We start from the raw sequence: 24,832 nt of genomic DNA, 5'->3' as shown, positions 1-24,832 counted from the left end.
TCGGGTGTCAGGCGCGCACGGAGAGCCGCACGAGCCGGGCTCCCGCCCGCGGGGTACCGGTGACCTCGAAGGACACGTAGCGGGCCGAGCCCTCGGTGGTCAGCGAGCGCAGCCGCCCCCGGCCGCCGGTCCGGCCCGCGGAGCGGTACGTGGATCCGTCCTCGCTGAACTCCACCGCGGCCTGCGGCGCGCCCGCCGTGGTCCACGCGGCCTCCACGCGCCCGACCGGTCGCACGGCGCCGAGGTCCACGACCAGGCGCCCGTCAGGACCGGGGGTCCACGCGGTGTCCGGGTCGCCGTCCACCGCGGCCGCCGGATCGGACATGCCGTCAGGCAGCGGACTGGTGGGGAACACCGTCCGCCCCAGCGCCAGATCGTCGAAGGGGTAGGCGACGGCGCCGCGCAGCGTGGCCGTCGTCGGGCGGCCCGACCCGACCACCGCGACCGTGTCGCGGCCCTGTGCCGCGACCCGGACCCGGCAGGCGGCGCCGGACAGGCGCACGGTCGCCCCGTCCACGACGTGGACCCGCAGCCCCGCCGGCAGCGCGCCGCCCGACAGCGGAGTGAGCGTGACGCGCGGGGCGAGGACGACGGCTTGCGCGGCGCCCAGCTCCGCCTCGTACACGACCCCGTCCCGTGTCACCGTCTGCACGCCCTCGAAGCAGACCGTGCGCGACCCCCGCTGCCGCAGCTCGACCCGCGCGGACACCGCGTCGTCCGAAAGGTTGAACAGGCTCAGGTGGTCGTCGGTGAACGCGGCCCGCACCGCGTCGTGGTCCGCCGTCGGAGCGGAGGCGTCCGCGTGGGCGCGCAGATCGGACACCGACGCGCCGGGGAAGCCCTCGACCACGACCGGCGCGGCGGGCCCGTCGGCCAGGACGATCGTGTCGTCGAACACCGTGATCGGCAGATCCGCGCCACGCACCACGAACCCGGCCCGCCCGTCCACATCGAGCCAGCCACCGCGGCTGCTCACCGCGGGCGTCGGCCACGCGGCGAGATCGACCCAGTCCGTGCCGTCCGCCGAACCCTGCACGCGGTACGCGCGCCCGGCGGCCGCCTCCCAGCGCAGCGTCACCCGGTCGATCTCGTGCGCGGCACCGAGGTCCACCGCCCACCAGCTGTCGGCGCGCTGCCGCTGCGCCTTCGACACGGCCCAGCGGCTCGCCGCGTCACCGTCGACCGCGAGCCCCGGCGCCTTGCCGGTGTCGTACGAGGACGCCGTGGCCGCCGCCCCGCGGGCGAGGTCGGTGCCGTCCGCGCCGTCGCGCACCTCGACGGCGTACAGCGAGTACCCGTACGACGGATCGGGGCGCACCCCGAGCATGCGCACGTGCCGGACCGTGGTGGGGGTGAACGTGATGTCGTCGACCCGGGCGGCACCGGAGGCGGGCGACAGGTCCTTGGCCCGTACCGAGACCTCGCCCTCGGCGCACCGGTACGTGCGGGAGCCGCCGAGGCCCGCCATGCCCGGCATCGTCAGATTGTGGATCTCCACGTGGCCCTCGCCGACGGCGGTGCCCGTGGTCGCGTAGACGACGGCGCCGCTCGGCAGCGTCGCGAATCCCGCGTGCCCCTTCTCCAGGCGCAGCACGGTCGCGCTCGCGTCGTAGCCGTCGCGCACGGACTCGTACAGCCGCACGGACCGCCCGAGGACCTTGCCCGCCGTCGTCGGCAGGAACATCGGTGTCGCGCCGCTGAGCCGGAACAGCCAGTCGTCGTGAGCGGGTTGCCAGGCGAACTTCACGAAGCCCGGCTTGCTGACCGCGCCCGCCCACGCCGCCGGCGTCTGGTGCGAGACCAGGCCGGGGCCGGTCCCGAAGTCCGTCACGCCCGCCGCCTCGGCGAACAACTCGGCGCGCGAGAGCGGCTCCACGCGCCGCCCGGCCGCCGCCGCCCACACGTGGAGCAGATAGCTGATGGCGATCTCGGCGCGCGCCTCCGGCTCGTACTTCGGCTCACCCGAGAACTTGGCCATCCGGTGCTCCGGCGGATACTTCTGGTACGCCTCCAGCCGGTCGGCGAGCTCCTGCTCCGCGCGCGCCGCCGCCCGGTCGCCCGCCACCTGCGCGAGGAAGGCGAGCGGGATCACGTCGCGGCCGTAGAGATGCTCGCGGTCGTTGACCATCGGCATCAGCGGTTCACCGGCATCGCTCATGACACCGAGCAGCGTGCGCCACAACGGTCGCGCGTTGGGCTGCTTCGTCAGGACCTCGGGCAGCGGCCGCCCGGCGGCGAGGAAGTGTGCCGCGTTACGACCGGAGGTGCGCCACAGCTCCTCCTGGTAGTGCGGGCCGAACGAGCCGTGGTTCTCGACGATGAACGTGTCGTACAGGTTCCTGGCCGTGTTGGCGGACACGGGAACGCCGTCCACGCGGGCCGGGTTGGCGAGATCGGCCGGCGGCAGCCCGGCCTCGTTGCGCGACCACGTCCCGTACGCGGCCGCCCAGGCCCCGTGGCGCGCGTCGTCCGGAGCCCAGGCCAGGGCGGGGGCCAGGGTCTGGGCGTACAGGCCCATCTCCTCCAGTTTGGTGTCGCCGACGTGCCCGCCGTCCAGCCCGTTCGGCGTCCAGTCACCCGAGTCGGGGTCGTCCGCGGTGCCCAACTTGTCGGTGTAGGCCGCCTGCTCGCGCGTGATGGTGTCGATGTGGGCGCGCGTCGTGGCATCGAGGTCGTCCCACAGCAGGCGGGCGGCGAGCACGAAGTACGACTGGAACGTGGTGTCGAAGAACAGCTTTCGACCCCACTCGGTGCCGCCGGTCAGCCGGTTGGTGGCGGCGAACCGCTTGAGCGTGGCGAGCGTGCGCCGCTTGAGCGTGTCGCGGTCGATTCCGGCGAGGCCCTCGTCGTACGTGCCGTGCGTGAGCAGGACGGCATGGCCCAGCACCACGGCGAAACCGAAGTCCTTCCCGGTGTACGCCCCTTGGGCCGCGTCCCACTGCGTCTCGGACCAGTGGGTGTGGTCGAGAAGCACCCGGTGGTACGTCGCCGCGACCGCGTCCGGGGGAGTGCCGGTCCCGTCGGCCGCCCGGGCCGAGGCGGAACCGAGCGCCGTGGGAAGAGTCGTCAGGGCGGCGGTGACGCCGATGAGTTGGAGGAACCTCCGGCGGTCGACCGGGGGAAGTGCGTGCGGCACGAGGTGGGCCTCTCTGGGTGGACAACGTTGTCAACGAGGGATGCGCCTCATTCTTGGGTGCGGTGGGGTGGACGTCAACGGGTGTGACGAGAGTGGTCTGACCTGCGTGGTTGCTCGGGGGGATTGAAGGTCCGCCGCCGGGGCACTCGATGTGCTGGGCCCCGCCGTGTCTCCCCCGTCACGGCGGGGCTCGAAGGTTGTCGCCTCCGAGCCCCGCGTCGCGCGACGCTCGCCCCGGTCCCCGGCCCTCGACTTGCTTGCGTCAGAGACGCCGGCGGGGTAGCGAATGCGTCACAGCATGATGAGCAGACGCGTATTCGGCTTGAGTTTCCTGTTCACCGAGCGGCTCTGCACATACACCTCCAACGTGGGATTGTTCCCCGCCTTCACGGAGACGGTTCCCTGAATTCCGCTGCCGAACAGAAGGGTGCGTGCCGCGTCGCCCGTATAGGCGCGGTCGGTGTCCTTCTCCACGACGATGACTTCTTTGTTCAGCTGAACCTGGGCGCGGGCACCCAACTGGTAGTAGCAAGAGCCGCGTTCGTAGGTGACACCCGGATGCGAGTCGACGAACGGACGTATCTCGATCTCCTTGTCGACCTTGAGGAGCCGGTATTTGTCCGCCGGAATCGGTTCGAGGTTCGCCCGCACGTCGTCGACGGATATGTCCTGCCCGACGGCGAAGAGGTTCTTCGTGCCGCGCACCCCTTGCTCCCGCCCTCGCAGGAAGCTCGTCGCGGCGGCGCGCACGGTGCCGATCGCCTCCTCGACGCCCTTCTGCGAGTCGGCGTCCCAGATCGCGATGTTCCCCGCGGGGAAGCCGTAGTTCTGGGCGGTGCGCTTGGCCAGGGAGTTCGGGACGAGGATCGCGGACGTCCAGTGACCGGGGAGGCCGCCCATCGTCGCCGTGATCCGGTCGAGCCAGGGCCCCAGGATCGACATGTCGCCGTCGTGCCGCCTGTCGCCCCCCGACGCGTTCTCCTCGCCGTCCGTCACCACGATCTGGAGGAAACTGTGCTCGCCGTACTCCTCCCAGATGTGGCTCAGGTCGTCCAGCGACTTGAGTGACGCCTCGATGAGTGCGGTGGCTCCGTTGTTGACCTGATACAGGCCGCGCATGGACGGAAGATGCTTCACATCCATGTCCCACACCAGGTTTTCGACCCGGTGGTCGAAGGAATAGAGACTGATCCTGGTCTCGTGACCGAGGCTGTCCGATTCCGCTTTCAGCCCCGCCACGAACTCGTCCACCACGCGAATGAGTTGACTCTCGTGCGGACGCATGGAACCCGAACAGTCGACCACCAGCGCGACGTGATTCACCTTGTGCCGGATCTTCTTTGCGGGCATGTTTGTGCTCCCCCTCCGAGGCTCCCCGAGTGATGCTTTCACTCTAGGGGGAGGCACTGACAACGCCCCTTGGAGAGAGCCCGGTCGGGCCGGCCATCCCGTTGCCGCCACCTCCGGCGGCGGATTCGCCGGAATTCCGAGGGCGGGTGGCTTTCCCCGACGCGCCACGGCCGGAGCGAGCGTGTCCACCTAGGCCGTGGCTGGTGGATCAGGTGGTCGTTTTAGTGTGGTGTGACTGTTCGTGGGGGCCTGAGCGATGGCCATTGGAGACTGATCGAGCCGCTACTACCGGACCGGACGCCTCGTCGGGGCGGGCGGTGGACGGATCACCGGCGGGTGATCGACGCGGTGGCGTTCAAGTACCGGAACAACCTCGCCTGGCGTGACGTGCCGGACCAGTGCCCTCCCTGGCAGACGGTGTTTGACCGGTTCACCCGTTGGGCCCGCGATGGCACCTGGCACCGCGTCCTCGTCGCTTTGCAGGCCCGCGCGGACGTGGATGGCGATCTGGACTGGCTTGTTGGCGTCGATTCCACGGTCGTCCGTGCCCCCCAGCACGCCGCCGGTGCCGCGAAAAGGGGGCTCCGGCCGGTGAACCGCACGACCACGCTCTCGGCCGATCCCGCGGCGGAGTGAGCACGAAAGTCCACCTGGCCGCCGACGGCCGATGCCGCCGATCGCATTCGTAGTCACCGCCGGACAAGCGGGTGACGCACCGCAGTTCGAGCGTGTCATGGCCGCTACCCGTGTCCCGCGCCCAGTCGGTCGACCTCGTGTCCGTCCCGACACCGTGCTCGCCGACCGCGCTACTCATCTCGGGCGATCCGCGCCCACCTGCGCAGGCGCGGAACCCGCGCGGTCATCCCCGAACCCGCTGACCAGCAGGCCAACCGGAAGCGCCGCGGCCCACGCGGCGGCCGCCCGGTCGCGCTCGATCGTGATGCTTACCGCCTCCGCAACGCTGTCGAACGCTGCATCAACCGGCTCAAGCGATGGCGCGGCATTGCCATGCGTACCGACAAACTCGCGACGAATTGTCAGGCCGCACTCCATGTCGCAGCCATCTTCCTCTGGCTCAAACCATGAGGCATCAGTCACCAGCGCCGAGGCCGCCGGCGACAACCAGTTCGCGACTGGAGAACTCGCCGGTGAGCATGGGCATGGCGGCAGCGATCGCTTCCTTGGCCTCGGGCAACCGCAGGGATGCGTCGTGGTGATCCTTAGATTCCCAGACCTCCGTGACCACGATCGTGTCCGAGTCATCGGCGGCCAGGCCCACCACGTAGCTTCTGCAGCCAAGGTCGCGGAGGCTATCGGCTCCGGACAGCAGGATCGCAACCACGTCGTCGCGCTTGCCGGGCTGGGTCTTCATCGAACCGATGTAGCCATAGGCCATGTCATGCCGCCTTCGTCGGAGTTGCTGTTACTCGGCACCATCATGGCCGCCCCTTCAGACGACGCGGCGGGCACCCTGCCGCAACCCCGGAGCACACGACTCACCGATCTATCAGGAGCCGGGAAAGATCCATCAAACACGGCCTAGCCGATCGGCCCGGCCCCGGTCGCCGCGACGGACAGCTCCCACAGGCGTGCGGCCGAGGCCGGATCGACGGCGTAGCCGCGGACCCGGCCCTCGTCCATGGGCCGGTCGTCGTACGTGACCCGCGCCACCTCGCAGTCCTCCAGGTAGAGGCCCCCGCGGTCGGCGAGGAGCGGGGACGTCGCCGCCCACAGACCGGTGGCGGCGCCCTGCGACGGGGTCTTGAAGCCCGCGCCGATCACGGTGCCCCGCTCGTCCACCCAGCCCAGATCGATCAGCTCCGGCTGGGTCAGTTCCCGTTGGAGGCCGGTGATGATGCTGCCCGGGTGGAGGGCGAAGGCCCGGACGCCGTCGTCGCGGCCGATGGCGTCGAGGTGGACGGCGAACAGGACGTTGGCGGTCTTCGCCTGGCCGTACGCCTCCCAGCGGTCGTAGCCGGTACGGAAGTGCGGGTCGTGCCAGCGGAAGTCGGTGATCGCGTGACCGGCGGAGCTGTAGACGACGACGCGTGCGCCGTGCGCGGCGCGCAGCAAGGGGTACAGCTCGGACACCAAGGCGAAGTGCCCCAGGTGATTGGCGGCAAGCTGGTACTCCCAGCCGGGCCCGACGCGCCGCTCCGAGGTGGCCATCACCCCGGCCACGGCCATGAGGAAGTCGATCCGGTCGGTCGCCTCCCGGATGCGCGCGGCGGCGGAGCGGACGTCGGCGAGGTCGGTGAGGTCCATGGGGACGATCTCGCAGGAGGCGCCGGGGAGTCCGGCGAGCGCCTCCCGGGCGGACTCGGGGCGGCGCGCGGGGACGATGACCCGGGCCCCGGCGGCCGCGAGGGCCCGTACGGTCTCCAGGCCGAGCCCGGAGTAGCCGCCGGTGACGACGGCGGTCCGGCCGGAGAGGTCGACCCCGGCCATGACCTCGTCGGCGGTGGAAGCCGCGGAGAAGGGGGAGTCGATCGGGTGCTGTGCGGTAGCGGTCTGTGTGCTCATGCCGAGGACGCTACGAGCTAGAGGGAGGTCTAGATCAAGCCCTAGAGTGGCCCGCATGGCGACGACCGAGACCTCCACCGAATCGCTCGGCATCGGCGAGGTGGCCGACCGCACCGGCCTGAGCGTGCACGCCCTGCGTTTCTACGAGCGTGAGGGCCTGCTGGTCGGCCCGGTGCACCGCACGGCGGGCGGCCGGCGCCGCTACAGCCCCACCGATGTCGGCTGGTTGGGGATCTGCGTCCGGCTGCGGGAATCGGGAATGCCCCTCGCCGAACTGAAGCGGTTCGCCGAACTGGTCCGGCGGGGCCCGGGCAACGAGCCGGAGCGGCTGCGACTCCTCGACGCCCACCAGCGCCGCGTCGAGGACCAGATCCGCGCCCTGGAGGAGTGCCGCTCCGTCATCGCCCTGAAGGTCGGCGTCTACGCCGAGCACGTGGCCCGCGGTACGGCCACCGGGCTGTGGGACCCGACGGCCGCCGCCGACTAGCCCGGGGGCGCCTTCGTGGGAGCCGTGACGCCCGCCTCCTTCACGAGGCGGTCACCCGCGTCGAGGTTCTCCCACAGTTCCTTCTCGACGCGGATCTTCTTGCGGGAGCCGTCGGTCAGCCGGAGCTCGACGTAGTGGTACAGGTTCGAGCCGTCCGGCGCCCTGCGCGTCTTGTCGACGACGACGCCGTCCCACACGTCGTCCTTGTGAACCTTGCGTGAGCTGAACATGCTTCCACCGTAACGGCGGTGCCCGGCGTGGGCCGGGCACCGCGCGTGTCAGTCGGTGGCGAGCAGGCCCGTGCGCAGGCGCAGCAGGAGCCGGCTCAGCAGCCGGGAGACGTGCATCTGCGAGATGCCGAGACGCTCGCCGATCTCCGCCTGCGTGAGCTCCTCGGCGAACCGGAGCCGGATGATGTCCCGCTCCCGCTCGTCGAGTTCGGCCAGCAGCGGCGCGAGGGACTGGAAGTCCTCCACGAGCTCCATGCGCTGGTCCTCCTCACCGATGAAGTCGGCGAGCAGGGTGTCGCTCTCGTCGTTCCCGGCGCCGATCGTGGCGTCGATCGAGGCGGCGTGGTAGCCGTTGGACGCCTTCTGGGCCTCGACGACCTCCGACTCGGGCAACTGCATCAGCTCGGCCAGTTCGGCGGTGCTCGGCGTGCGGCCGAGCCGCGTGGCGAGCTCCTCGTTGGCCTTGGCCAGTTCGACGCGGGCCTCCTGGAGGCGGCGCGGAACGTGCACGGCCCACGACGTGTCCCGGAAGAACCGCTTGATCTCGCCGGTGATGTACGGCACGGCGAACGTGGCGAACTCGACCTCGCGCGTCAGCTCGAACCGGTCGATCGCCTTGATCAGGCCGATCGTGCCGACCTGGACGATGTCCTCCATCTCCTCGGCACCGCGATGACGGAACCGGCCCGCCGCGTACCGCACGAGGGAGAGGTTCATCTCGATGAGGGTGTTGCGCACGTACTGGTACTCGTGCGTGCCCTCTTCGAGGTTCGCCAGGCGGTCGAAGAAGCGGCGTGACAGGGTGCGGGCGTCACGGGGCGCGACCTCTTGCGCGCATCCGGCTTCGAGCAGTTCTTCCGCCGTGGCGTGCATGAGGGGTCCGGTTTCCGTCAGCGCGGTCATTCGCCCGACCTTCCCTGTCTGTTGACGTGCTTGTGCGGGTGCGTGACTCCGCGTACCCAGGAACCGCGACCCTACTCAAACGAATTCAAAAAAAGATCTTGAGGGGCGTTCAGCGGCGCCGCAGCCGGCCGAGCCAGGAGCGGGCCTGCGCGCGCTTGCGGGGGTCGGCGGCCGCCCGCCGAGCCGACGCGATGGTCCGCCGACCCTGCGGGGTACGGCTGTACTGCTTGATCCGGTTCAGGATTCCCGGCATGAGACCTCCAAGGGGGCGCTGTGTCGGGCACGTTGTCCGTCTGTAGCGCTACGACTACCCCTGGAGCACGGACGTACGCCGTGCCCGCCGGTTTTCCGGCACGGCGGGCACGGGACCCCGGCGGGGTGGCGTCCGGGTCAGGTGCGGACGCCACCCCACGGTCTCAACCGCCCACCGACTCCAGGGCGGTGCGCAGCGCCCACGGCGTCGCGGCCGCCCATGCCTGCGGGGAGCACGAGTGGGGATAGGGGACCGGCGTGGACGAGGCGGCGCGCGCGTAGCCGCCGAGGACCTCGGGCAGCCGGTGGCCGTGGTGGGCCGCCGCGTCGAGCAACCCGGTCGCCACCCGGCGCAGTTCGTCCACGAGTCCGTAGCGGGCCAGGCCGAGCGCGATGACGGCGTTGTCGTGCGGCCAGGCGCTGCCCCGGTGGTACGACAGCGGGTGGTAGGGCCGCTGGTCCGCGGCGAGGGTGCGGATCGCCCAGCCGGAGAAGAAGTCCGCCTCCAGCAGCCTGCGTCCCACGCGCCGCGCCCGGTCGTCGTCGAGGATGCCGGACCACAGCAGATGTCCGGCGTCGGAGGCCAGCGCGTCCGCCCGGTTGCCGTGGCCGTCGAGCGCCAGCGCCGGGAAGTCGTCCTCCGGCAGCCAGAAGTCCCGGGCGAACCGGGCGCGCAGTGCGTCCGCCAGACGATCCAACTCCTGCGCGTAGGCGGGGTCCTGCCACACCTCGTCGGCCAGCCGGGCCGTGCGGCGCAGGGCGTCGTAGGCGTAGCCCTGGGCCTCGGACACGGCGATGGGGCCGCGTGCCTGGGTGCCGGCCTTGTCGCAGACGGCTCCGTCGGAGTCCTTCCAGTTCTGGTTGATCAGGCCGCCCGGGTCCGGGCTGTACACCAGGTACCCGTGCTCGGTCAGGCCGCCGTCCCCGCGCATCCAGTCGACCGCGGACCGGGCGTGCTGCTCCAGGCGGGCGGCGAGGGCCGGGTCCTCGGTCGTCTCGTAATGGGCGTGCAGCAGCACCAGGAACAGCGGGGTGGCGTCGATCGTCCCGTAGTAGCGGCCGTACGGAATCTGCCCGAAGTGGGCGAGTTCCCCGCGCCGGGTCTCGTGCACGATGCGGCCGGGCTGCTCGCCGCGCACGGCGTCGTACTCCCGCCCCTGGACGGCGGCGAGCGCGCTGAGCGTGCCGGCCGCCAGAGCGGGCCGGTAGGGCAGCATGAAGTACGAGGTCAGCAGCGAGTCGCGGCCGAACAGGGTAAGGAACCAGGGCACGCCCGCCGCGGGGACCGCGACGGTCTCGCCGTCGACCCCGGTGGCCGGGATCGTCAGCAGGTCCAGATCGGCGAGGCCCCGGGCGCAGGCCCGCCCCAGATCGTCGTCGCCGAGTGCGGGTGCGCGTACGGGCTCGTCCGCCCCGGCCGCGGCGCGCTGCGGGCCGCCGTGCGGGTGCGCGACGACACGCAGCCGGAGCTCGGCCCGGCCGTGCGGGGCGAGGGCCACCCGCCACACGAGCCGGTGCGGGCCGTCCTCCTCGGCGTGCACGGCGTCGGGCGCGGGCTCGGCGGTCACCGTGGTGCGTGCGTGCCAGTCGGCCCGGCGGTAGTCGAACTCCACGCCCTCGGCCGTGCGGCGCGCACGGCGCACCGCGTCCGGCTTGGGGTAGTGGCGGTCGTCGGCGCGCAGTTCGAAGGTGTCGGCGAAGTCGGCGTCGACGGCGACGACGACCTCGGCGACGACCGGATCGGGGCTGTTGCTCACCAGGTCGAGTACGTCGGTGAACTCGCCCGCCGCGACCGCCTGACGGCGGAAGACGGTGTACGCGGGCGGCGCGTCGCGGGTGCCCCGCGGAGTGAGGACGCACTCCCCGGCACCGTCCGTGGTCGGTGCGAGCGGCGAGAGCGCGGTGGGCGCGCCACCGTCGACGGTGAGCCGCCAGTGACTCAGGTGGCGGCCGTCCCGGACGAACAGTCCGTCGGGGGACGTGCCGCGCGAGCCGGTGATGCCGCCGTCGAGGTCGAGGTGCACGAAGGTGGCATCGCGCACCAGTTGGGCGCGTGGGGCGGTGCCGCTCATCGGTGGTCCTCCCCGGAGGAGAGCAGATCGAGGGTGAGCGCGGCCGTCCAGGAGAACGCGCGGGCGCCACGCCCCTCACCCGTCGTCGGGTCGACGTACTCGGCGAACCCGGAGGCTCCGGCCGTCTCCAGGATCGCCGTACGGATCCGGTTGGCGTGGCGGTGCCGGCCGTGGGCGCGCAGTCCGCGCTCGATCAGCCAGGCGGTGTTGAACCAGGCCGGGCCGCGCCAGTACCGCGTGCGGTCGAAGGCCGGTCCCGTCAGGTCGTAACTGGGCACCAGCGCCGTGCGGTCGGTCCGGAAGGCGGGGCTGTCGAGCGTCGCGACGAGCCGGTCCACGATCGCGTCGGGCAGGCCGGGGACGAGCAGCGGTACGAGTCCGGCCACGCTGCGCTCGCCGACGAGCGTGTCGCCGACCAGGTCGCGGGCCAGGAACACACCCGCCTCGTCGTCCCACAGCCGTGCCACGAGGGCCTCGGTGATCCGGTCGGCCCGTGCGGCGTGCACCGTCGCGTCCTCGCCCAGGTACGCGGCGATCTCGGCGAGTGCCCGCTCGCCCGCGGCCAGCAGGGCGTTGACGCACGGGTCTTCGAGCGCGAAGGGATGCCGCGCCGCCCGGTCGTCGTAGCCCGCGTCGCGGTAGTCGACGGCCAGCCGCACGTACCGGCCGTAGTCGAGGTCGGTGGGGCGGTCGGCGGGGTGCCCGTGGTCGAGGTCGGCACGCCGGAATCCGGCCGGGTCGGCCGGGGTGACGCGGGCCAGCGAGGCGTCCCAGCACGGGCTGTTGTCCATGCCGGGCTCCCACGGGTGGACGACCGCCGTGAGACCGCCGCCGCCCAGGTCGCGGGCGGTCAGCAGATAGTCGTGCCAGGCCACGAGTTTCGGGTAGAGCCGCGGCAGGAAGCCGCGACGCCGTGACTCGCGAGGGTTCGCCCGGTGGGTGAGCCAGGCGGCGAGCGCGTGCACCGGCGGCTGGACGATCCCGGACGTCTCGCGCGCCCGGGGCGCTCCGGCCTCGCGGCCCGCCGTCGACGTCCGCCAGAAGTCGGGGCTCGGGAAGTAGGCGCCGTCGGGCACCGAGGAGTTGAAGACGATGTGCGGGACGCGCCCGTCGCCCCACTGGGCGGCGAACAGCGACTCCAGCTCCCGCTGGGCACGGCGTGCGGACAGGTGCCGCAGGCCGATCGCGATGAACGCGGAGTCCCAGCTCCACTGGTGCGGGTACAGCGTGCGCGAGGGCACGGTGCTGGTGCCCGTCCAGTTGTCGAGGAGAACGCGCGCCGCACCGCGCCGCAGGGTCAGGTCCGCGGCGGCGGTGCGGGCGGGGTGTTCGAGCAGTGCCGTCACGCGCCGGACCCCTTGAGGAACGCCGGTACGGAGCGGACCGCCTCGATCGGGTCGCCGGTCAGCCGGCACTCGGCCGCGAGGTACCCGTCGTAGCCGATGGTGTGCAGGGCGCCGAGCCAGGCCGGCCAGTCGAGGTGGCCCGCGCCCGGCTGGAACCGGTTGGAGTCCGACACCTGGGCGTGGCCGATGTAGGCGGCGTGGGCGACGACGGCGGCGGCCGGGTCGGTCTCCTCGATGTTCATGTGGTAGCTGTCGATGCCGATCTTGACGGAGTCGAGACCGACCTCCTTCAGCAGATCGGCCGCCTGCTCCAGGCGGTTGACCATGTGGTCCTCGTACCGGTTGAGCGGCTCCAGGTAGAGCGTGACGCCCTCGCGGGCGGCGTGCTCACCGAGCTCCGTGAGTCCGGAGAGCAGGACCTCGCGATCCTGCTCCTCGGAGCGCGGCGGCTCGAACGGGGGCAGCCTGCGCGAGAACATCCCGTACGAGGCCGGGGTCTGGGCGCCGCGTCCACCGAGTTCGGCGATGACGCTGAGCTGCGACTTCATCTGCTCGATGGCGTCGCGGCGCAGGGTGTCGTCGAAGGCGCCGAAGAAGTGCAGCATCTCGACGCAGACGGTCGGCATGACGACGCCGTCCTTGCGGGCCTGCCGCAACTCCGGGAGCCGGGAGGCGAAGTGGAGGTCGCCCTTGGCCCGCAGCTCGATGGCCGCGTATCCGGCGGACTGCGCGAAGTCCCACTTCTCCTGGAGGGTCTCGCCCGGCAGCAGCTGTTCCTGGGCAGCGATCTTCAGCATGGTGTCGGTACCTCTCAGAATTCCAGGACGACCTGGAGGGCGTCGGCGGGGCGCTCGTCGAGCAGCACGTAGGCGTCGGCGGCGTCGGCCACCGGGATGACATGGCTGACCAGGCCCGTGACGTCGATCTGGCCCTCGGCGACCAGGCGCAGGAAGGTCTGCTGGAGGCGCTCGACCGACCAGCGGCCGGACAGCGCGGCGGGTACGCCGCCGATCTGGGAGCAGACGATCTCCACCCGGTTGTGGTGGAACTCGTCGCCCAGGCGCAGGCCGATGCCGTCACCCTGGTAGAAGCCGGAGGCCACGACGCGACCGCCGACGGCCACCGAGCGCACCGCCTCGTGCAGCGCGGGGTAGGCGCCGGAGATCTCGATGGCGAGATCCGCGCCGCGGCCCGTGGTGGCCTCCCGGACCCGGTCGGCCACGTCGCCGGAGCGGGCGTTGAGCGTGGTGTGCGCGCCGTACTGCTTGGCCGTCTCGAGGCGTACGTCCATCGCGTCGACGGCGGTGACGCGGGCGCCGCTGAGCTGGGCGAGGCGGGTGGCGATGAGACCGATGACGCCCTGGCCGAACACCGCTACGTCCTCGCCGAGGTTGATGTGCGCGCAGAGGATCGCGTTGTACGCGATGGCGCCGACCCGGGCGAAGGCGCCGGCCAGCGGGTCGAGTCCGGCGGGCAGGGTGTGGCCGATCATGCGCTCGGCCGGGACGATGCCTTCGCTGCGGTGGCCCCAGATGCCCCAGACCATGTCGCCGACGACGGGCAGGCCCGGCGTTCCGGCCAACTCCGGTGAGACCTCGGTGACTTCGCCGACTTCGGAGTAACCCCAGCCGACGACGGGGTAGCTGATGCCGGCCTCACCGTCGCGGAACAGCCGCGACTCTGCGTCCCACGTACGCGTCAGATAGGGGTTCGTCCCGCGGTACGCCGTGAGTTCGGTACCCGCCGAGATGCCCGAGTAGCGGGTGCGGACGCGCAGATGACCGGCCGGCAGCTCGGTGCTCTCGTGCTCGGTCACCTCCACCTGGCGCGGACCTGTGAATTGAACGACGCGTTCCACGGACGACTCCGAAATGGGTGGTGCGGGTGTTGGTTGAGTCGACAATATCCTCAACTTATGTCTTGTCAACAGGCAAAAGTAGTGCTGAGATGCGTACCGGATAGACGTAAGTCGGCGATGAGGACAGGTAATGCGCACCAGGACCCGCTGGTCGAAGACGACCGCGGCCGGCGTCACGGCAGCTCTGGGCATAGGGCTGCTCACCGGGTGCTCGAGCAGCACCGGGCCGGGCACACCGGACCACGAGATCACCGTGTGGTCACAGGAGAACCTCCCGGACCGCGTCGCCGCGACGCAGAAGATCGTCGACGGCTTCGAGCGGAAGACGGGCATCAAGGTCCACCTCGTCGGCGTCGACGAGGGACAGATGCCCCAACTCATCATGTCCGCGGCCGCGTCGGGACATCTCCCGGACGTCATCGGAGCCGCCCCGCTCGGCCAGACCTGGCAGATGTACACCAGCGGCCTGCTCAACACGGACATACCCCGGCAGATCGTCGATGAGTTGGGGACCGGGACGTTCGAGAAGAACGCCCTGGACCTGACCACCGATCACGGGGTGAACCTCGGCGTCCCCTCCGACGCCTGGCTCCAGCTCCTTGTCTACCGCAAGGACGAGTTCGCCAAGGCGGGCCTGTCGACCCCGGACACCTACGGCAAGCTCCTGAAGGCGGCGAAGAAGCTCACCACCCGGGGCCACGACGGCATGTCGGCCGCGACGGACCCCTCCGACGTGTTCACCTCGCAGAGCTTCGAGAGCCTCGCCCTGGCCAACGACTGCCAGATGGTGAACGCCCGGCACGACGTCGCCCTCGACTCACCGCGCTGCGCCACCGCCTTCGACACGTACGACAAACTCGCCCGCACCTACGGGGCGCCCGGCACGCAGACCGTCGACTCGACCCGCGCCACCTACTTCGCGGGCCGGTCCTCGATGATGATCTGGTCCTCGTTCCTCCTCGACGAGCTGGCGGGCCTGCGCAAGGACGCGCTGCCCAGCTGCAAGCAGTGCGGCGGCGACCGGCGGTTCCTCTCCGACCACACCGGGATCGTCACCGCACTCAAGGGCGCGGAGTCCGACCGGGCCGCCCAGTTCGGCGAGGTCACCTCCTGGGTGACCACCAAGACCGCCGAGACGGCCGCATCCCGCGCGTTCATCGAGTACATGATGGGCAGCGGCTACGAGTCCTGGTTCGGCATGGCACCCGAAGGCAAGATCCCGGTCCGCCAGGGCACCGCCCAGGACCCCGACAAGTACGTGGCCGCCTGGCGCCACAGCAAGCTCGGCGTCGACGACCGCAAGCCGCTCGACGAGGTCTACCCGTCGGCGCTCCTCGACCAACTGGCCCACGGCGTCGGCGACATCCGCCGCTGGGGCATCCAGCAGGGCGAGGGCGCACTCGTCGGCGCCACCAACGGCGAACTGCCCGTCCCCAAGGCCATCGGCGCCATGACCAGCGGCCAGACCTCCCCCTCCGAAGCCGCCCGCGAGGCGCAGGAAGAGGTCGCCGCCCTGAAGAAGTCCCTGCAGTAGCAGGCCCGTCGTACACCGTCGTACTCACGAAAGCCGCCTCATGACAACCCCCACCACCAGCGCGGACCAGCGCCCCGGCGCCCCGGACACGCCGCCGGCACCCGCCCGCGGCGCCCGCCGCGAACGCCGTCCCCTCACCGCGAGCCGCCGCGAGGGACGCGCGGGCCTCGCCTTCGTCAGCCCCACCTTCGTCGTCGTCCTCGTCGTCGTGGTGCTGCCGATCCTGTGGACGGTCCTGCTCGCCTTCCAGCACGCCAAGCTCGTCGACATCCAGGGCATGGGCCTGTTCGGCCACTGGAGCCTGGCCAACTTCGAGCAGGTCTTCGACTCCGCCGGATTCTGGTCCAGCCTCGGCACCACGCTGCTCTACACGATCGGCGCCACCTTCGGCTCCGTCGCCCTCGGCTTGATCGCCGCGCTCGCCCTGCGCCAGCCCTTCCGCGGCCGCGGCCTGCTGCGCGCCGCGATGCTCCTGCCGTACGTCGCGCCCGTCGTGGCCGTCGCGTTCGTGTGGGAGACCGCGCTCAGCCCTCAGTACGGCATCGTCAACGACTGGGGCCGGCGCTTCCTCGGCTGGGACGACCCCATCGCCTTCCTGTCGACGCGCGAGTACGAGATCCACCTGCTGGGCCTGCACGTCGACATACCCCTGGCACTGCTCACCGTGATCGCCTTCGAGTGCTGGCGCTACTTCCCCTTCGCCTTCCTCTTCATCCTGGCCCGCCTGCAAGCGGTGCCGGACGGTCTCGAAGAGGCCGCGAAGGTCGACGGCGCCACCCCCACCCAGCGCTTCCGGCACATCCTGCTGCCGCAGCTGATGCCGGTCATCGCCCTGCTGTGCGTCCTGCGCTTCATCATGACGTTCAACAAGTTCGACGACGTCTACCTGCTCACCGGCGGCGGCGCCGGCACCGACGTGGCCGCCGTGCGCGTCTACGACTTCCTCACCTCGCGCTACGACGTCGGCGCCGCGGCCGCCCAGGCCCTCGTCCTGGCCGTCGCCCTGATGGTCCTGCTGGGCCTGTACTTCAAGTTCTTCGGCAACAAGATGCAGGAGGAGTCGTGACCCGTAAGGCGGCCATGACACGCGCCCAGTTCGAGGAGAGGTTCTTCGGCGTCGCACGCTGGGTGGTCATCGCGTTCCTCGTCCTGATCACCTGCGTGCCCTTCTACTACATGCTGCTCCTGTCGGTGAAGCCCATCGACTCGCTGCTGCTCGACCCCGGCTCCCTGTGGGTGTCGGCCAAGCAGTTCACGTTCGCCACGTACACCGAGGTGCTGCGCTCCACCGACGACGGCGGGCAGGGCTTCCTCCAACTCCTGCGCAACTCCGCCCTGGTGTCGCTCGGCACCGTCGCCCTGACCCTGCTCGCCGCCGTGCCCGGCGCCTACGCGATCAGCCGCCTGAAGTTCTTCGGCAGCCGACAGATCAGCGCCCTGTTCCTCGCGGTCTACCTGTTCCCGTCGACATTGCTCGCCGTACCGCTCTTCGTGATGTTCGCGAAGATGGGGCTGTCCTCCAGCCTGATCGGCCTGGCGATCGTCTACGTCGCCCAGACGGTCCCCGTGGCGATCTACATGCTGAAGAACTACCTCGTCACGATCCCGTACTCGATCGAGGAGGCGGCCGCCCTCGACGGTTGCAGCCGATTGCAGACCGTACGCAAGGTGATCCTGCCGCTGGCCCTGCCCTCCCTGATGGCGACCGGCCTGTACGTCCTGATGATCGCCTGGAACGAGTTCCTGTTCGCGCTGCTGTTCCTGGCCGCCGATCCCGGCAAGTGGACGGTCTCGCTGGGCCTCGCCCAACTGGCCAACGGCATCGAAGTGTCCAAGACCGTCCTCATGGCGGGATCCGTGGTGCTCACGATTCCCGTGGTAATCCTGTTCTTCGCCGCCGAACGCCTGCTCACCGAGGGGCTCACCGCCGGCGCCGACAAGAGCTGAACGACACCGAACAGCCACAGGGCGACCAGTTGATCAGGGGGAAAGACGCGATGACCACGCCGAGCCCGGCCAGCGCGGGAGGGCTGTTGCAGCTGATCCGCAGCGGCCGGGCCAACACCCGGGCCGACCTCCAGCGCGCCACCGGCATGTCCCGCTCGACCGTCGGCCACCGCCTCGACGAGCTCAACCGGGCCGGCTGGCTGCGTCAGGACACCGGCACGTCGACCGGCGGCCGCCCCTCGCACCGGATCGTCTTCGACCCCGGCCACGCCGCGGTGATCGCCGTCGACCTGGAGACCCGGTACGCCCGCGTCGCCGTCCTCGACCTCGCCGGCACCGTCCTGGCCGAACACACCGGTGACCTGGACATCGGCGACGGACCCGACCGGGTCCTCGACGAACTGGCACGCCGCTTCCCCGACCTGCTCGCCGCCGCGGGCATCGCGGCGTCCCGGGTCTGCGGCATCGGACTGTCCGTGCCGGGACCGGTCGACTGGGAGACCGGCATGATCGTCCAGCCGCCGATCATGCCCGGCTGGGACCGGTTCCCGGTCCGCCTGCGGATGCAGGAGGCGTACGCCGAGCACGTGGGCGCCTGCATGCGGGACGCGAACAGCGACGCCGTCCCGGTCTTCGTGGACAACGACGCCAACCTGATGGCCCTCGCCGAACAGCAGGCGGGCCACCCCGACTGCTCGGCGTTCGTCCTGGTGAAGGCCTCCACCGGCATCGGCGCCGGAGTCGTCGTCAACGGCGAGAGCTTCCGCGGCATCGACGGCGGCGCCGGCGACATCGGGCACATCCGGCTGCACGACCGGCCCGACGCGCTCTGCATGTGCGGCTCCTACGGCTGCCTCGCGGCCGTGGCCAGCGGGCGCGCGCTCGCCGCGGAACTCGCCGCGCTCGGCCTCGACGTCACCTCGGCACCCGACGTCAAGACCCTGCTGGACCAGGGACACCCCGACGCGGTCCGGCTCGCCAGGGACGCGGGCCGCCGCGTCGGCGAAGTCCTCGTCACCGTCGTCACGCTGCTCAACCCCGGCGTGCTCATGCTCGCCGGCGACCTCGCCGGGATCCCCTTCATGACCGGCGTCCGTGAACTGCTGTACCAGCGGGCGATGCCGCGCACCACCGCACACCTGGACGTCGTCACCTCCCGGCTCGGCGAACACGCGGGTCTGATCGGCGCCGCCGCCATGGTCGTCGACGTCCTCTACGCGCCGCAGCGCGCCGACGCCCGGCTGCGGGTGCTCACCGAGGCGCCGCCCGCCGCCCCCACCCCGCCCGAACCACAGGAAGACCAGTGACCGAAACCGCCGCATGGCCCCACGACCCCGTCCGGGTCGGACTCGTCGGCGCCGGCCCCTGGGCCCGCGCGATGCATGCCCGGATGCTCGGAGCGGGCCCCGAGACCCGCCTGACCGCCGTCTGGGCCCGCCGCACCGAAGCCGCCCAGGAGACCGCCGCACCCCACGGCGCCCGCGTCGCGGCGGACTTCGACGAGCTCCTTGACCACTGCGAGGCCGTCGCCTTCGCGGTACCGCCGTCCGTCCAGGCCGAGTTGGCGCCGCTCGCCGCGAAGGCGGGCAAGGCGCTCCTGCTGGAGAAGCCGCTCGCCCTCGACCTCGCGGCGGCCGAGCGTCTGGTGGACGCCGTCGACGAGGCGGGCGTGGTCTCCCAGCTCGTCCTGACCAAGCGGTACCACCCACGGACGCGGGAGTTCATCGAGCGGGCCCGTCGGCTCGACGTCACGGGCGCGCGCTCCTGCTACCTCCACGGGGCGTTCCTCGGCGGCGAGTTCGCCACGTCGTGGCGCCTGGAGCACGGAGCCCTGTACGACCTCGGACCGCATCTGCTCGATCTCCTCGACGCGGCCGTCGGTCCCGTCGTCGACGTGCGCGCGACCGGTGACTCACGGCGCTGGATCGAGCTGACCTGCGAGCACGAGAACGGCGCCGTCAGCCAGGCGTCGCTGTCCGGATCGGTCGCCCGGGAGCGCGCCCTGACCCGCGTCGAGCTGTTCGGCCCCGGACCCGAACTCGTCTACGACACGGCCGAGATCGACCACGAGGAGTGCTGGCCGGTGCTGCGGCGGGAGTTCGCCACCGCGGTCCGGGCGGGCCGTTCGGGCGAGTTGGACGCGCATCGCGGCCTTGTCCTGCAACGGCTCCTGGAGCGCGCCGGGCGGCGCTGACGCCCGCACCGGCCGGTCAGGTGCTCACACCCTCAGGTCGCCGCGTGCGCGGAAGGTACGGCGGTAGGTGTCCGGGGGGACGCCGAGGGTGCGGTTGAAGTGGCGGCGCAGCGTCGTCGCGGTGCCCATCCCGGTGGCCACGGCGACGGCGTCGATGCTCTCGTCGGTCTGCTCCAGGAGTTCCTGGGCGTGCCGGATCCGCTGGGCCAGCAGCCATTGCAGGGGCGTCGTGCCGGTCGCCGCGCGGAAGTGGCGCCCCAGGTGCCGGGAGCTCATCCGGGCCCGGCGGGCCAGGTCCTCCACGGTCAGCGGTTCGTCAAGCCGCTCCAGGATCCACGGCAGCAGCGCGGTGAGGGGGTGGTCGTCCTGCTCGGGCACCGGAGTGGAGACGAACTGGGCCTGGCCGCCGGACCGGTGCGGGGGCACGACCAGGCGGCGCGCGGTGGTGTTGGCGACGGCGGAACCGTGGTCGAGGCGCACGAGATGCAGGCACAGATCGAGGGCCGCTGCCTTGCCGGCGGACGTGAGGACGCGACCGTTGTCCACGTACAGGACATCGGGATCGACCTCGACCTCCGGGTAGCGCGCGGCCAGCGCGTCGGTGTGCGCCCAGTGCGTGGTCGCGCGCTTCCCGTCGAGGATGCCCGCGGCGGCCAGGACGAACGCGCCGGTGCACAGGGAGACGATCCGGGCGCCCGCGTCGTGGGCGGCCCGCACCGCGTCGACGAGGTCCCCGGGCGGCTCCGTGTCGGTGTCGGCCCAGCCCGGGACGATCACCGTGTCGGCGTCCTTGAGATGGTCGAGACCGCGTTCGGGTTCCAGGCGGAAGGGACCGAACGGCACGGGGGCGGACCCGCAGAGCGCCAGGTCGTACCAGGGGACGGTGACCGCGGCGGGGGCGGAGCCGAAGACCTCGTAGGCGATGGAGAGTTCGAAGTGCAGCATTCCGTCGGTGACGGGCAGCGCGACAGATCTCATGTCCGAAAGTGTACGGCCCATGTCGTTCCGGACGCTCACGTGTGACCGTTCAACCAGGGCAGAGTGAGGACCAGTTGAGCAGTCGATCGGTTCGAGCACAGGAGAAGGTCATGGCAGTGGGGCAGACGGTCACGGTGTACGGGGCCTACGGGCACACCGGCAGGTTCCTCGTGGCGCACCTTCAGGAGCGCGGGTTCGTCCCGGTGCTGTCCGGCCGGGACGCCGACAAGCTCAAGCTGCTGGCGCAGGAGCACCCCGGCCTGGAGGTGCGGCCGGCCTCGGTGGACGACCCGGCCGCGCTCGACGACGCTCTGGCCGGCGCGGCGGCGGTCATCAACAGCGCGGGCCCCTTCGCCACGACGTCCGCCCCCGTGATCGAGGCGGCCCTGCGGGCGGGGATCCCCTACGTGGACGTGGCGGCCGAGATCGAGGCGAACGTCGACACCTTCGCGCACTTCACCGAGCGGGCCCGCGCCGCGGGCACGGTGGTCCTGCCCGCGATGGCCTTCTACGGCGGACTCGGCGACCTGCTCGTCACCGCCGCGATGGGCGACTGGACCGGCGCCGACGAGGCGCACATCGCCTACGGGCTCAACCACTGGGAGCCCACGGAGGGGACGCGCGTCGCGGGGAAGGTGTCCGTCGAGCGGCGCGGCGGCCGCCGTGTCCGCTTCAGGAACGGGCAGCTGGAGTACCACACCGACGAACTGCCCACCGTGCGGTGGCCCTTCCCCGAGCCGATGGGACCGCGGGCCGTCGTCGGCGAGTTCACCATGGCCGACGTCGTCACCGTCCCCAGCCACCTGGCCGTTCCTGAGGTCCGCACCTACATGACGACGGAGGCGGCGACCGGCGTCGCGGCCCCTACCTCCTCGCCCCGCACCCCCGTCGACGCGCGCGGGCGCACCGACCAGACCTTCCTCGTCGACGTCGTCGTACGCTCCGGCGGCGTCGAACGACGTGCCGTCGCCTCGGGGCAGGACATCTACGCGGTCACCGCACCCCTCGCGGTCGAGGCGGTCCACCGCATCCTGACCGGACGGACCCGCACGAGCGGCGTCGCCTCCGCGGGTGAACTCTTCGACGCGCCCGACTTCCTGCGCGCGCTGTCCGAGCACCTCACCGTCGAACTGGAGGGGTGACGCGGCCCACGCCCAGGCGGGGGCCGTCCGGCCGCGACTAGGCAGTTTCTCTCGGATCATCGCGCTGACCAGATGAAGATGGCTGCGACGTGGAGTCCGGCGAGGTAGACGGTGGCGGTCTTCTCGTAGCGAGTGGCAAGCCCTCGCCACTGTTTGAGGCGGTTGATGCATCGCTCGACGGTGTTGCGCTGCTTGTATGCCTCGCGGTCGAAGGCAGGCGGCCGGCCGCCCTGGCTGCCCCGACGGAGCCGGTGGCCCTGCTGGTCGGCTGGTACCGGGATGGCCGTCCGAATCCCTCGCCGTCGCAGGTGTTCGCGGATGGCCCGGGAGGAGTACGCCTTGTCGGCCAGAACCATGTCGGGCCGAATCCGGGGACGCCCGACACGTCGGGGGACGCGCAGTCTCGCCATCACTTCAGTGAAGGCGGGCGCGTCGCCAGCCTGTCCGGCCGTAAGCACGAAAGCCAGCGGCCGGCAGTTGCCATCGGCGGCGAGGTGGATCTTCGTAGTCAGCCCGCCTCGGGAGCGGCCGATGGCGTGGTCCGCTGGCTCGTCGGCTGGAGCCCCTTTTTGCGGGCTCCAGCCGCATGCTGATGTGTCCGAACGACCGTGGAGTCAACGGATACCACCCAGCTCAGGTCCTCATCGGCGTCCGCCTGGGCCAGCAGGGTGGTGAACACTCGCTCCCAGGTCCCGTCAATCGCTCAGTTCCGCAGACGGCTGTAGGCGCCTTTCCACGAGCCGAACTCCGCGGGCAGATCCATCCACGGAGATCCAGTCCGGTACTTCCAGGCGATCGCGTCGATCACCTGCCGGTGATCACGCCACCTTCCCCCTCGGCGGGGAGTCCGGTCCGGCAACAGGGGCTCGATCCTGGCCCACTGGGCGTCGGTCAACACGCTCAATACAACGAGGGGTCGCCTGCGCCGCAACGCCTCAGAACCCAGCCATGGACTTGTCGAGCACCCCGCCCAGCGCACCGTAGACGCTGCAGCGGACCGAGTGCTTCGCCCTGCGACGCAGCGTGAACCCCACGAGGAACGACAACGCGAAGAGACCGCCGAGAACCGTCGCTACGAGCGGGTTGTAGACGAAGTACACGAAAGCACGCGGCTCCGGTCCAGACCAGGATCGGTAGGAGTGAGCCGCGCAGCACCGTCCCGAACCTGATCCGTTCCGGCCCCGACGGCAGCACTCGTCCTTGCCACACCTCAATGTGGTTCCTGGTCACACAGTGCTCAGGTCGCATGAAGCCATCACACCACCAACAGCTCGGGGCTCACGCAGTGATCCGTAAGAAACTGCCTAACGAGCTCGTGCACGGTAGGCGGTGAGACGTCGCGAACTTCGGTGCGACCCAGCTTCACATCTGCCATGTCGGGTTCAGGCCCGCGGTCTGCTGGTGGGACAGCAGGCCGGCGATGGCTTGGACGGTGTCGCTCATGTGCTCGCGGCGGCCGAGGTGGCGGGCCAGGGCCCGCCAGTTCTTCAGATGGGCGATGCCGTGCTCGACACGGATACGTCGTGATGAGTGCGCCTTGCGCTGGCGCTCGTGCATCTCTTCGTACCAGTCCGGGGCGTTCTTCTTGAACTTGCGGTGCGGTGGTGTCACCACCCGGCCACCGGTCTGGGCGCCCAGTCCCTGGTAGCCGGCATCAGCCAGGATCTCGACTGCAGGCCCGTCGGCCAAGAGGTTGACCAGCCCTAACTGGCGGGCATGGGTGATGTCCGCGCAGCTTGCGGGACGGGCCGGGCTGCACCACAGCACGCGGCCTTCGCCGTCCGTGACCACCATGGACTTGACGGCGTTCTGCTTGTTCTTGCCGGAGATGAACTTGTCGCGGTCCTTGCGTCCGGCAGCGGGCCGGCGGACCCGGATCTCGGTGCCGTCGACGATGCCGGTCGCCCCGCTCGCGCCGAGATGGTCGACAACCTCAGCGAGAGACCGCAGCCGCACGTCGGGGCTGACGGTGCAGCCCCGCTCGGCGAGCAGGGGCCGCACCTCACCGATGGCCCGGGTGACGGTGGAACGGTCCGCTCCGAACCAGCAGGCCAGCACATCATGGGTGACCCCGTGACGAAGATGGACCAGCGTGGCCAGCAGCCGGTCGACGAACACCAGCCGGTACTTCGCGCCTGCGCCCACAGCCCTCTGCCGCGGGCGAGCGGCAAGCCTCGCCTGATGACGCTCATGCCACAACGGTCCGATCTCCTCGACGAGTTCAGCAATCACTCCGGCAGTCAGCCCCGTGATCCGCCGATTGCCGATGATCACCGCGCGCGTCGAGTTCCCCACCACCCGACCATGATCAACCATCCAGGCTCGACGTCTCACCGCCTACCGTGCACGAGCTCGTTAGCTCTGGACACATGTGGGGCCCCGCGCGATGCGCGGGGCCCACATGGCGTGATCACAGGGGAGCGGTGCGAGGAGGCACAACCTCGTCTGGTCCGCTCCGCCATCCGACAAGCCCGAGACCTGATTCACGGACAACGAGCCGTTGAACTACCTGACTGTGATGACGCTGGGTCAGCTGCAGTTGTGAGAAGGGGAGTCGGGGGCACCACCCGCCCCTGCCTCAACATCAGCCGCTCTGTTTCTGACGATAGATGGACTGAGCGGGGAATCGCCACCCTCTTCTTGGCGGAATGCCCAGGTATACCCCCACCCTTGCGCCCGGAGTACTACGTTCTTGTCCTGCTCAGGGGGTACCTTTGCTGCGGGCACGCCCTACCTTTAAACCCGGCACTACGTAGCTATTAATTACTGATTCATACTTGTTGATACGGCAGGTGACCCGGTGCAAGCGAAAGATCAGTCGGTGGAGGTGCGTCGCTCCCCATCGAACTCAGCGCTGAAGGCGGCTGAGAACGCCGCCCG

Annotated in this window: 21 protein-coding genes and 2 pseudogenes; 8 read left to right on the top strand and 15 right to left on the bottom strand. The window is 70.8% G+C overall.

Annotated features, from left to right (window positions below; all coding sequences use genetic code 11):
* Nucleotides 1–7: 7 nt before the first annotated feature.
* Both V2W30_RS01850 and V2W30_RS01845 read right to left on the bottom strand, forming a co-directional pair.
* A complete protein-coding gene (locus V2W30_RS01850; RefSeq protein WP_338693058.1) occupies nt 8–3,136 on the bottom strand; it encodes a discoidin domain-containing protein in 3,129 nt (1,042 codons plus the stop codon).
* 291 nt (nt 3,137–3,427) lie between these two features.
* Nucleotides 3,428–4,486, bottom strand: a complete 1,059-nt coding sequence (locus tag V2W30_RS01845; RefSeq protein WP_338693056.1) for a vWA domain-containing protein — start codon at nt 4,484–4,486, stop codon at nt 3,428–3,430.
* 231 nt (nt 4,487–4,717) lie between these two features.
* Between V2W30_RS01845 and V2W30_RS01840 the strand changes: the two are divergent.
* A pseudogene (locus V2W30_RS01840) lies at nt 4,718–5,572 on the top strand (IS5 family transposase).
* 4 nt (nt 5,573–5,576) lie between these two features.
* Here V2W30_RS01840 and V2W30_RS01835 read toward each other — a convergent pair.
* A complete protein-coding gene (locus tag V2W30_RS01835) occupies nt 5,577–5,882 on the bottom strand; it encodes an antibiotic biosynthesis monooxygenase family protein (RefSeq protein WP_338693055.1) in 306 nt (101 codons plus the stop codon).
* A gap of 143 nt (nt 5,883–6,025) precedes the next feature.
* Entirely contained in the window at nt 6,026–7,009 is a 984-nt protein-coding gene (locus tag V2W30_RS01830; RefSeq protein WP_338693053.1) for an SDR family NAD(P)-dependent oxidoreductase, read from the bottom strand.
* A gap of 55 nt (nt 7,010–7,064) precedes the next feature.
* Here V2W30_RS01830 and V2W30_RS01825 point away from each other — a divergent pair, with 55 nt between their 5' ends.
* Nucleotides 7,065–7,496, top strand: coding sequence for a MerR family transcriptional regulator (locus V2W30_RS01825; protein ID WP_338693052.1), 432 nt, complete (start codon nt 7,065–7,067; stop codon nt 7,494–7,496).
* On the opposite strand, the gene V2W30_RS01820 is transcribed toward V2W30_RS01825, so the two are convergent.
* From V2W30_RS01820 to V2W30_RS01790, 7 genes are all read right to left on the bottom strand, one after another.
* Nucleotides 7,493–7,726: a DUF7489 domain-containing protein gene (locus tag V2W30_RS01820; protein ID WP_338693050.1), complete on the bottom strand. Its 234-nt coding sequence runs from the start codon at nt 7,724–7,726 to the stop codon at nt 7,493–7,495. The two genes, V2W30_RS01825 and V2W30_RS01820, sit on opposite strands and share 4 nt — an antisense overlap.
* Before the next feature lie 48 nt (nt 7,727–7,774).
* A complete protein-coding gene (locus V2W30_RS01815) occupies nt 7,775–8,599 on the bottom strand; it encodes a SigB/SigF/SigG family RNA polymerase sigma factor (protein ID WP_338703441.1) in 825 nt (274 codons plus the stop codon).
* A gap of 139 nt (nt 8,600–8,738) precedes the next feature.
* Entirely contained in the window at nt 8,739–8,882 is a 144-nt protein-coding gene (locus V2W30_RS01810; RefSeq protein ID WP_338693048.1) for a hypothetical protein, read from the bottom strand.
* A gap of 163 nt (nt 8,883–9,045) precedes the next feature.
* The gene (locus V2W30_RS01805; RefSeq protein WP_338693046.1) at nt 9,046–10,953 is read right to left on the bottom strand and encodes a glycogen debranching N-terminal domain-containing protein; all 1,908 of its coding nucleotides are present in this window, start codon (nt 10,951–10,953) and stop codon (nt 9,046–9,048) included.
* Nucleotides 10,950–12,299, bottom strand: coding sequence for an MGH1-like glycoside hydrolase domain-containing protein (locus tag V2W30_RS01800; RefSeq protein WP_338693044.1), 1,350 nt, complete (start codon nt 12,297–12,299; stop codon nt 10,950–10,952). Before V2W30_RS01800 ends, V2W30_RS01805 begins: the two co-directional genes overlap by 4 nt.
* Nucleotides 12,296–13,096, bottom strand: coding sequence for a sugar phosphate isomerase/epimerase family protein (locus tag V2W30_RS01795; protein ID WP_338693042.1), 801 nt, complete (start codon nt 13,094–13,096; stop codon nt 12,296–12,298). The genes V2W30_RS01800 and V2W30_RS01795 overlap by 4 nt, the downstream gene beginning before the upstream one ends.
* Nucleotides 13,097–13,110: 14 nt before the next feature.
* On the bottom strand, nt 13,111–14,157 hold the full coding sequence (locus tag V2W30_RS01790) for a zinc-binding alcohol dehydrogenase (protein ID WP_338693040.1): 1,047 nt from the start codon (nt 14,155–14,157) through the stop codon (nt 13,111–13,113).
* 130 nt (nt 14,158–14,287) lie between these two features.
* On the opposite strand from V2W30_RS01790, the gene V2W30_RS01785 reads away from it, so the two are divergent.
* Genes V2W30_RS01785 through V2W30_RS01765 form a run of 5 tightly spaced genes read left to right on the top strand, consistent with a single transcriptional unit; the run spans nt 14,288 to nt 19,832 of the window.
* Nucleotides 14,288–15,691 (top strand): ABC transporter substrate-binding protein, encoded by a 1,404-nt coding sequence (locus V2W30_RS01785; RefSeq protein WP_338693038.1) that lies wholly within the window; start codon nt 14,288–14,290, stop codon nt 15,689–15,691.
* Nucleotides 15,692–15,731: 40 nt separating this feature from the next.
* Nucleotides 15,732–16,757, top strand: a complete 1,026-nt coding sequence (locus tag V2W30_RS01780) for a sugar ABC transporter permease (RefSeq protein WP_338693036.1) — start codon at nt 15,732–15,734, stop codon at nt 16,755–16,757.
* A 14-nt stretch (nt 16,758–16,771) separates the two neighbouring features.
* Nucleotides 16,772–17,638, top strand: coding sequence for a carbohydrate ABC transporter permease (locus tag V2W30_RS01775; protein ID WP_338703440.1), 867 nt, complete (start codon nt 16,772–16,774; stop codon nt 17,636–17,638).
* Between the two features lie 50 nt (nt 17,639–17,688).
* Nucleotides 17,689–18,945, top strand: coding sequence for an ROK family transcriptional regulator (locus tag V2W30_RS01770; RefSeq protein WP_338693034.1), 1,257 nt, complete (start codon nt 17,689–17,691; stop codon nt 18,943–18,945).
* Complete coding sequence (locus V2W30_RS01765; protein ID WP_338693032.1) at nt 18,942–19,832, top strand: Gfo/Idh/MocA family oxidoreductase; 891 nt, start codon at nt 18,942–18,944, stop codon at nt 19,830–19,832. The genes V2W30_RS01770 and V2W30_RS01765 overlap by 4 nt, the downstream gene beginning before the upstream one ends.
* Before the next feature lie 24 nt (nt 19,833–19,856).
* Here V2W30_RS01765 and V2W30_RS01760 read toward each other — a convergent pair whose 3' ends face one another.
* Entirely contained in the window at nt 19,857–20,810 is a 954-nt protein-coding gene (locus tag V2W30_RS01760; RefSeq protein WP_338693030.1) for a helix-turn-helix domain-containing protein, read from the bottom strand.
* A gap of 110 nt (nt 20,811–20,920) precedes the next feature.
* Here V2W30_RS01760 and V2W30_RS01755 point away from each other — a divergent pair, with 110 nt between their 5' ends.
* Nucleotides 20,921–21,952 carry a saccharopine dehydrogenase NADP-binding domain-containing protein gene (locus V2W30_RS01755; protein ID WP_338693029.1) on the top strand — a complete coding sequence of 344 codons (1,032 nt, stop codon included), beginning with the start codon at nt 20,921–20,923 and terminating at the stop codon, nt 21,950–21,952.
* Nucleotides 21,953–22,008: 56 nt separating this feature from the next.
* On the opposite strand, the pseudogene V2W30_RS01750 reads toward V2W30_RS01755, so the two are convergent.
* The 3 genes and pseudogenes from V2W30_RS01750 to V2W30_RS01740 form a co-directional block, all read right to left on the bottom strand.
* Nucleotides 22,009–22,856: pseudogene (locus V2W30_RS01750) on the bottom strand (IS5 family transposase).
* 31 nt (nt 22,857–22,887) lie between these two features.
* Nucleotides 22,888–23,052, bottom strand: coding sequence for a hypothetical protein (locus tag V2W30_RS01745; RefSeq protein ID WP_338693027.1), 165 nt, complete (start codon nt 23,050–23,052; stop codon nt 22,888–22,890).
* Between the two features lie 262 nt (nt 23,053–23,314).
* Nucleotides 23,315–24,250 carry a transposase family protein gene (locus V2W30_RS01740; RefSeq protein ID WP_338693025.1) on the bottom strand — a complete coding sequence of 312 codons (936 nt, stop codon included), beginning with the start codon at nt 24,248–24,250 and terminating at the stop codon, nt 23,315–23,317.
* Nucleotides 24,251–24,832: the final 582 nt, after the last annotated feature.

This window comes from Streptomyces sp. Q6 (genome assembly GCF_036967205.1).
In the GTDB taxonomy this organism is placed as follows: Bacteria; Actinomycetota; Actinomycetes; order Streptomycetales; family Streptomycetaceae; genus Streptomyces; species Streptomyces citrinus.
This window is presented reverse-complemented; position numbering and strand designations above follow the sequence as displayed.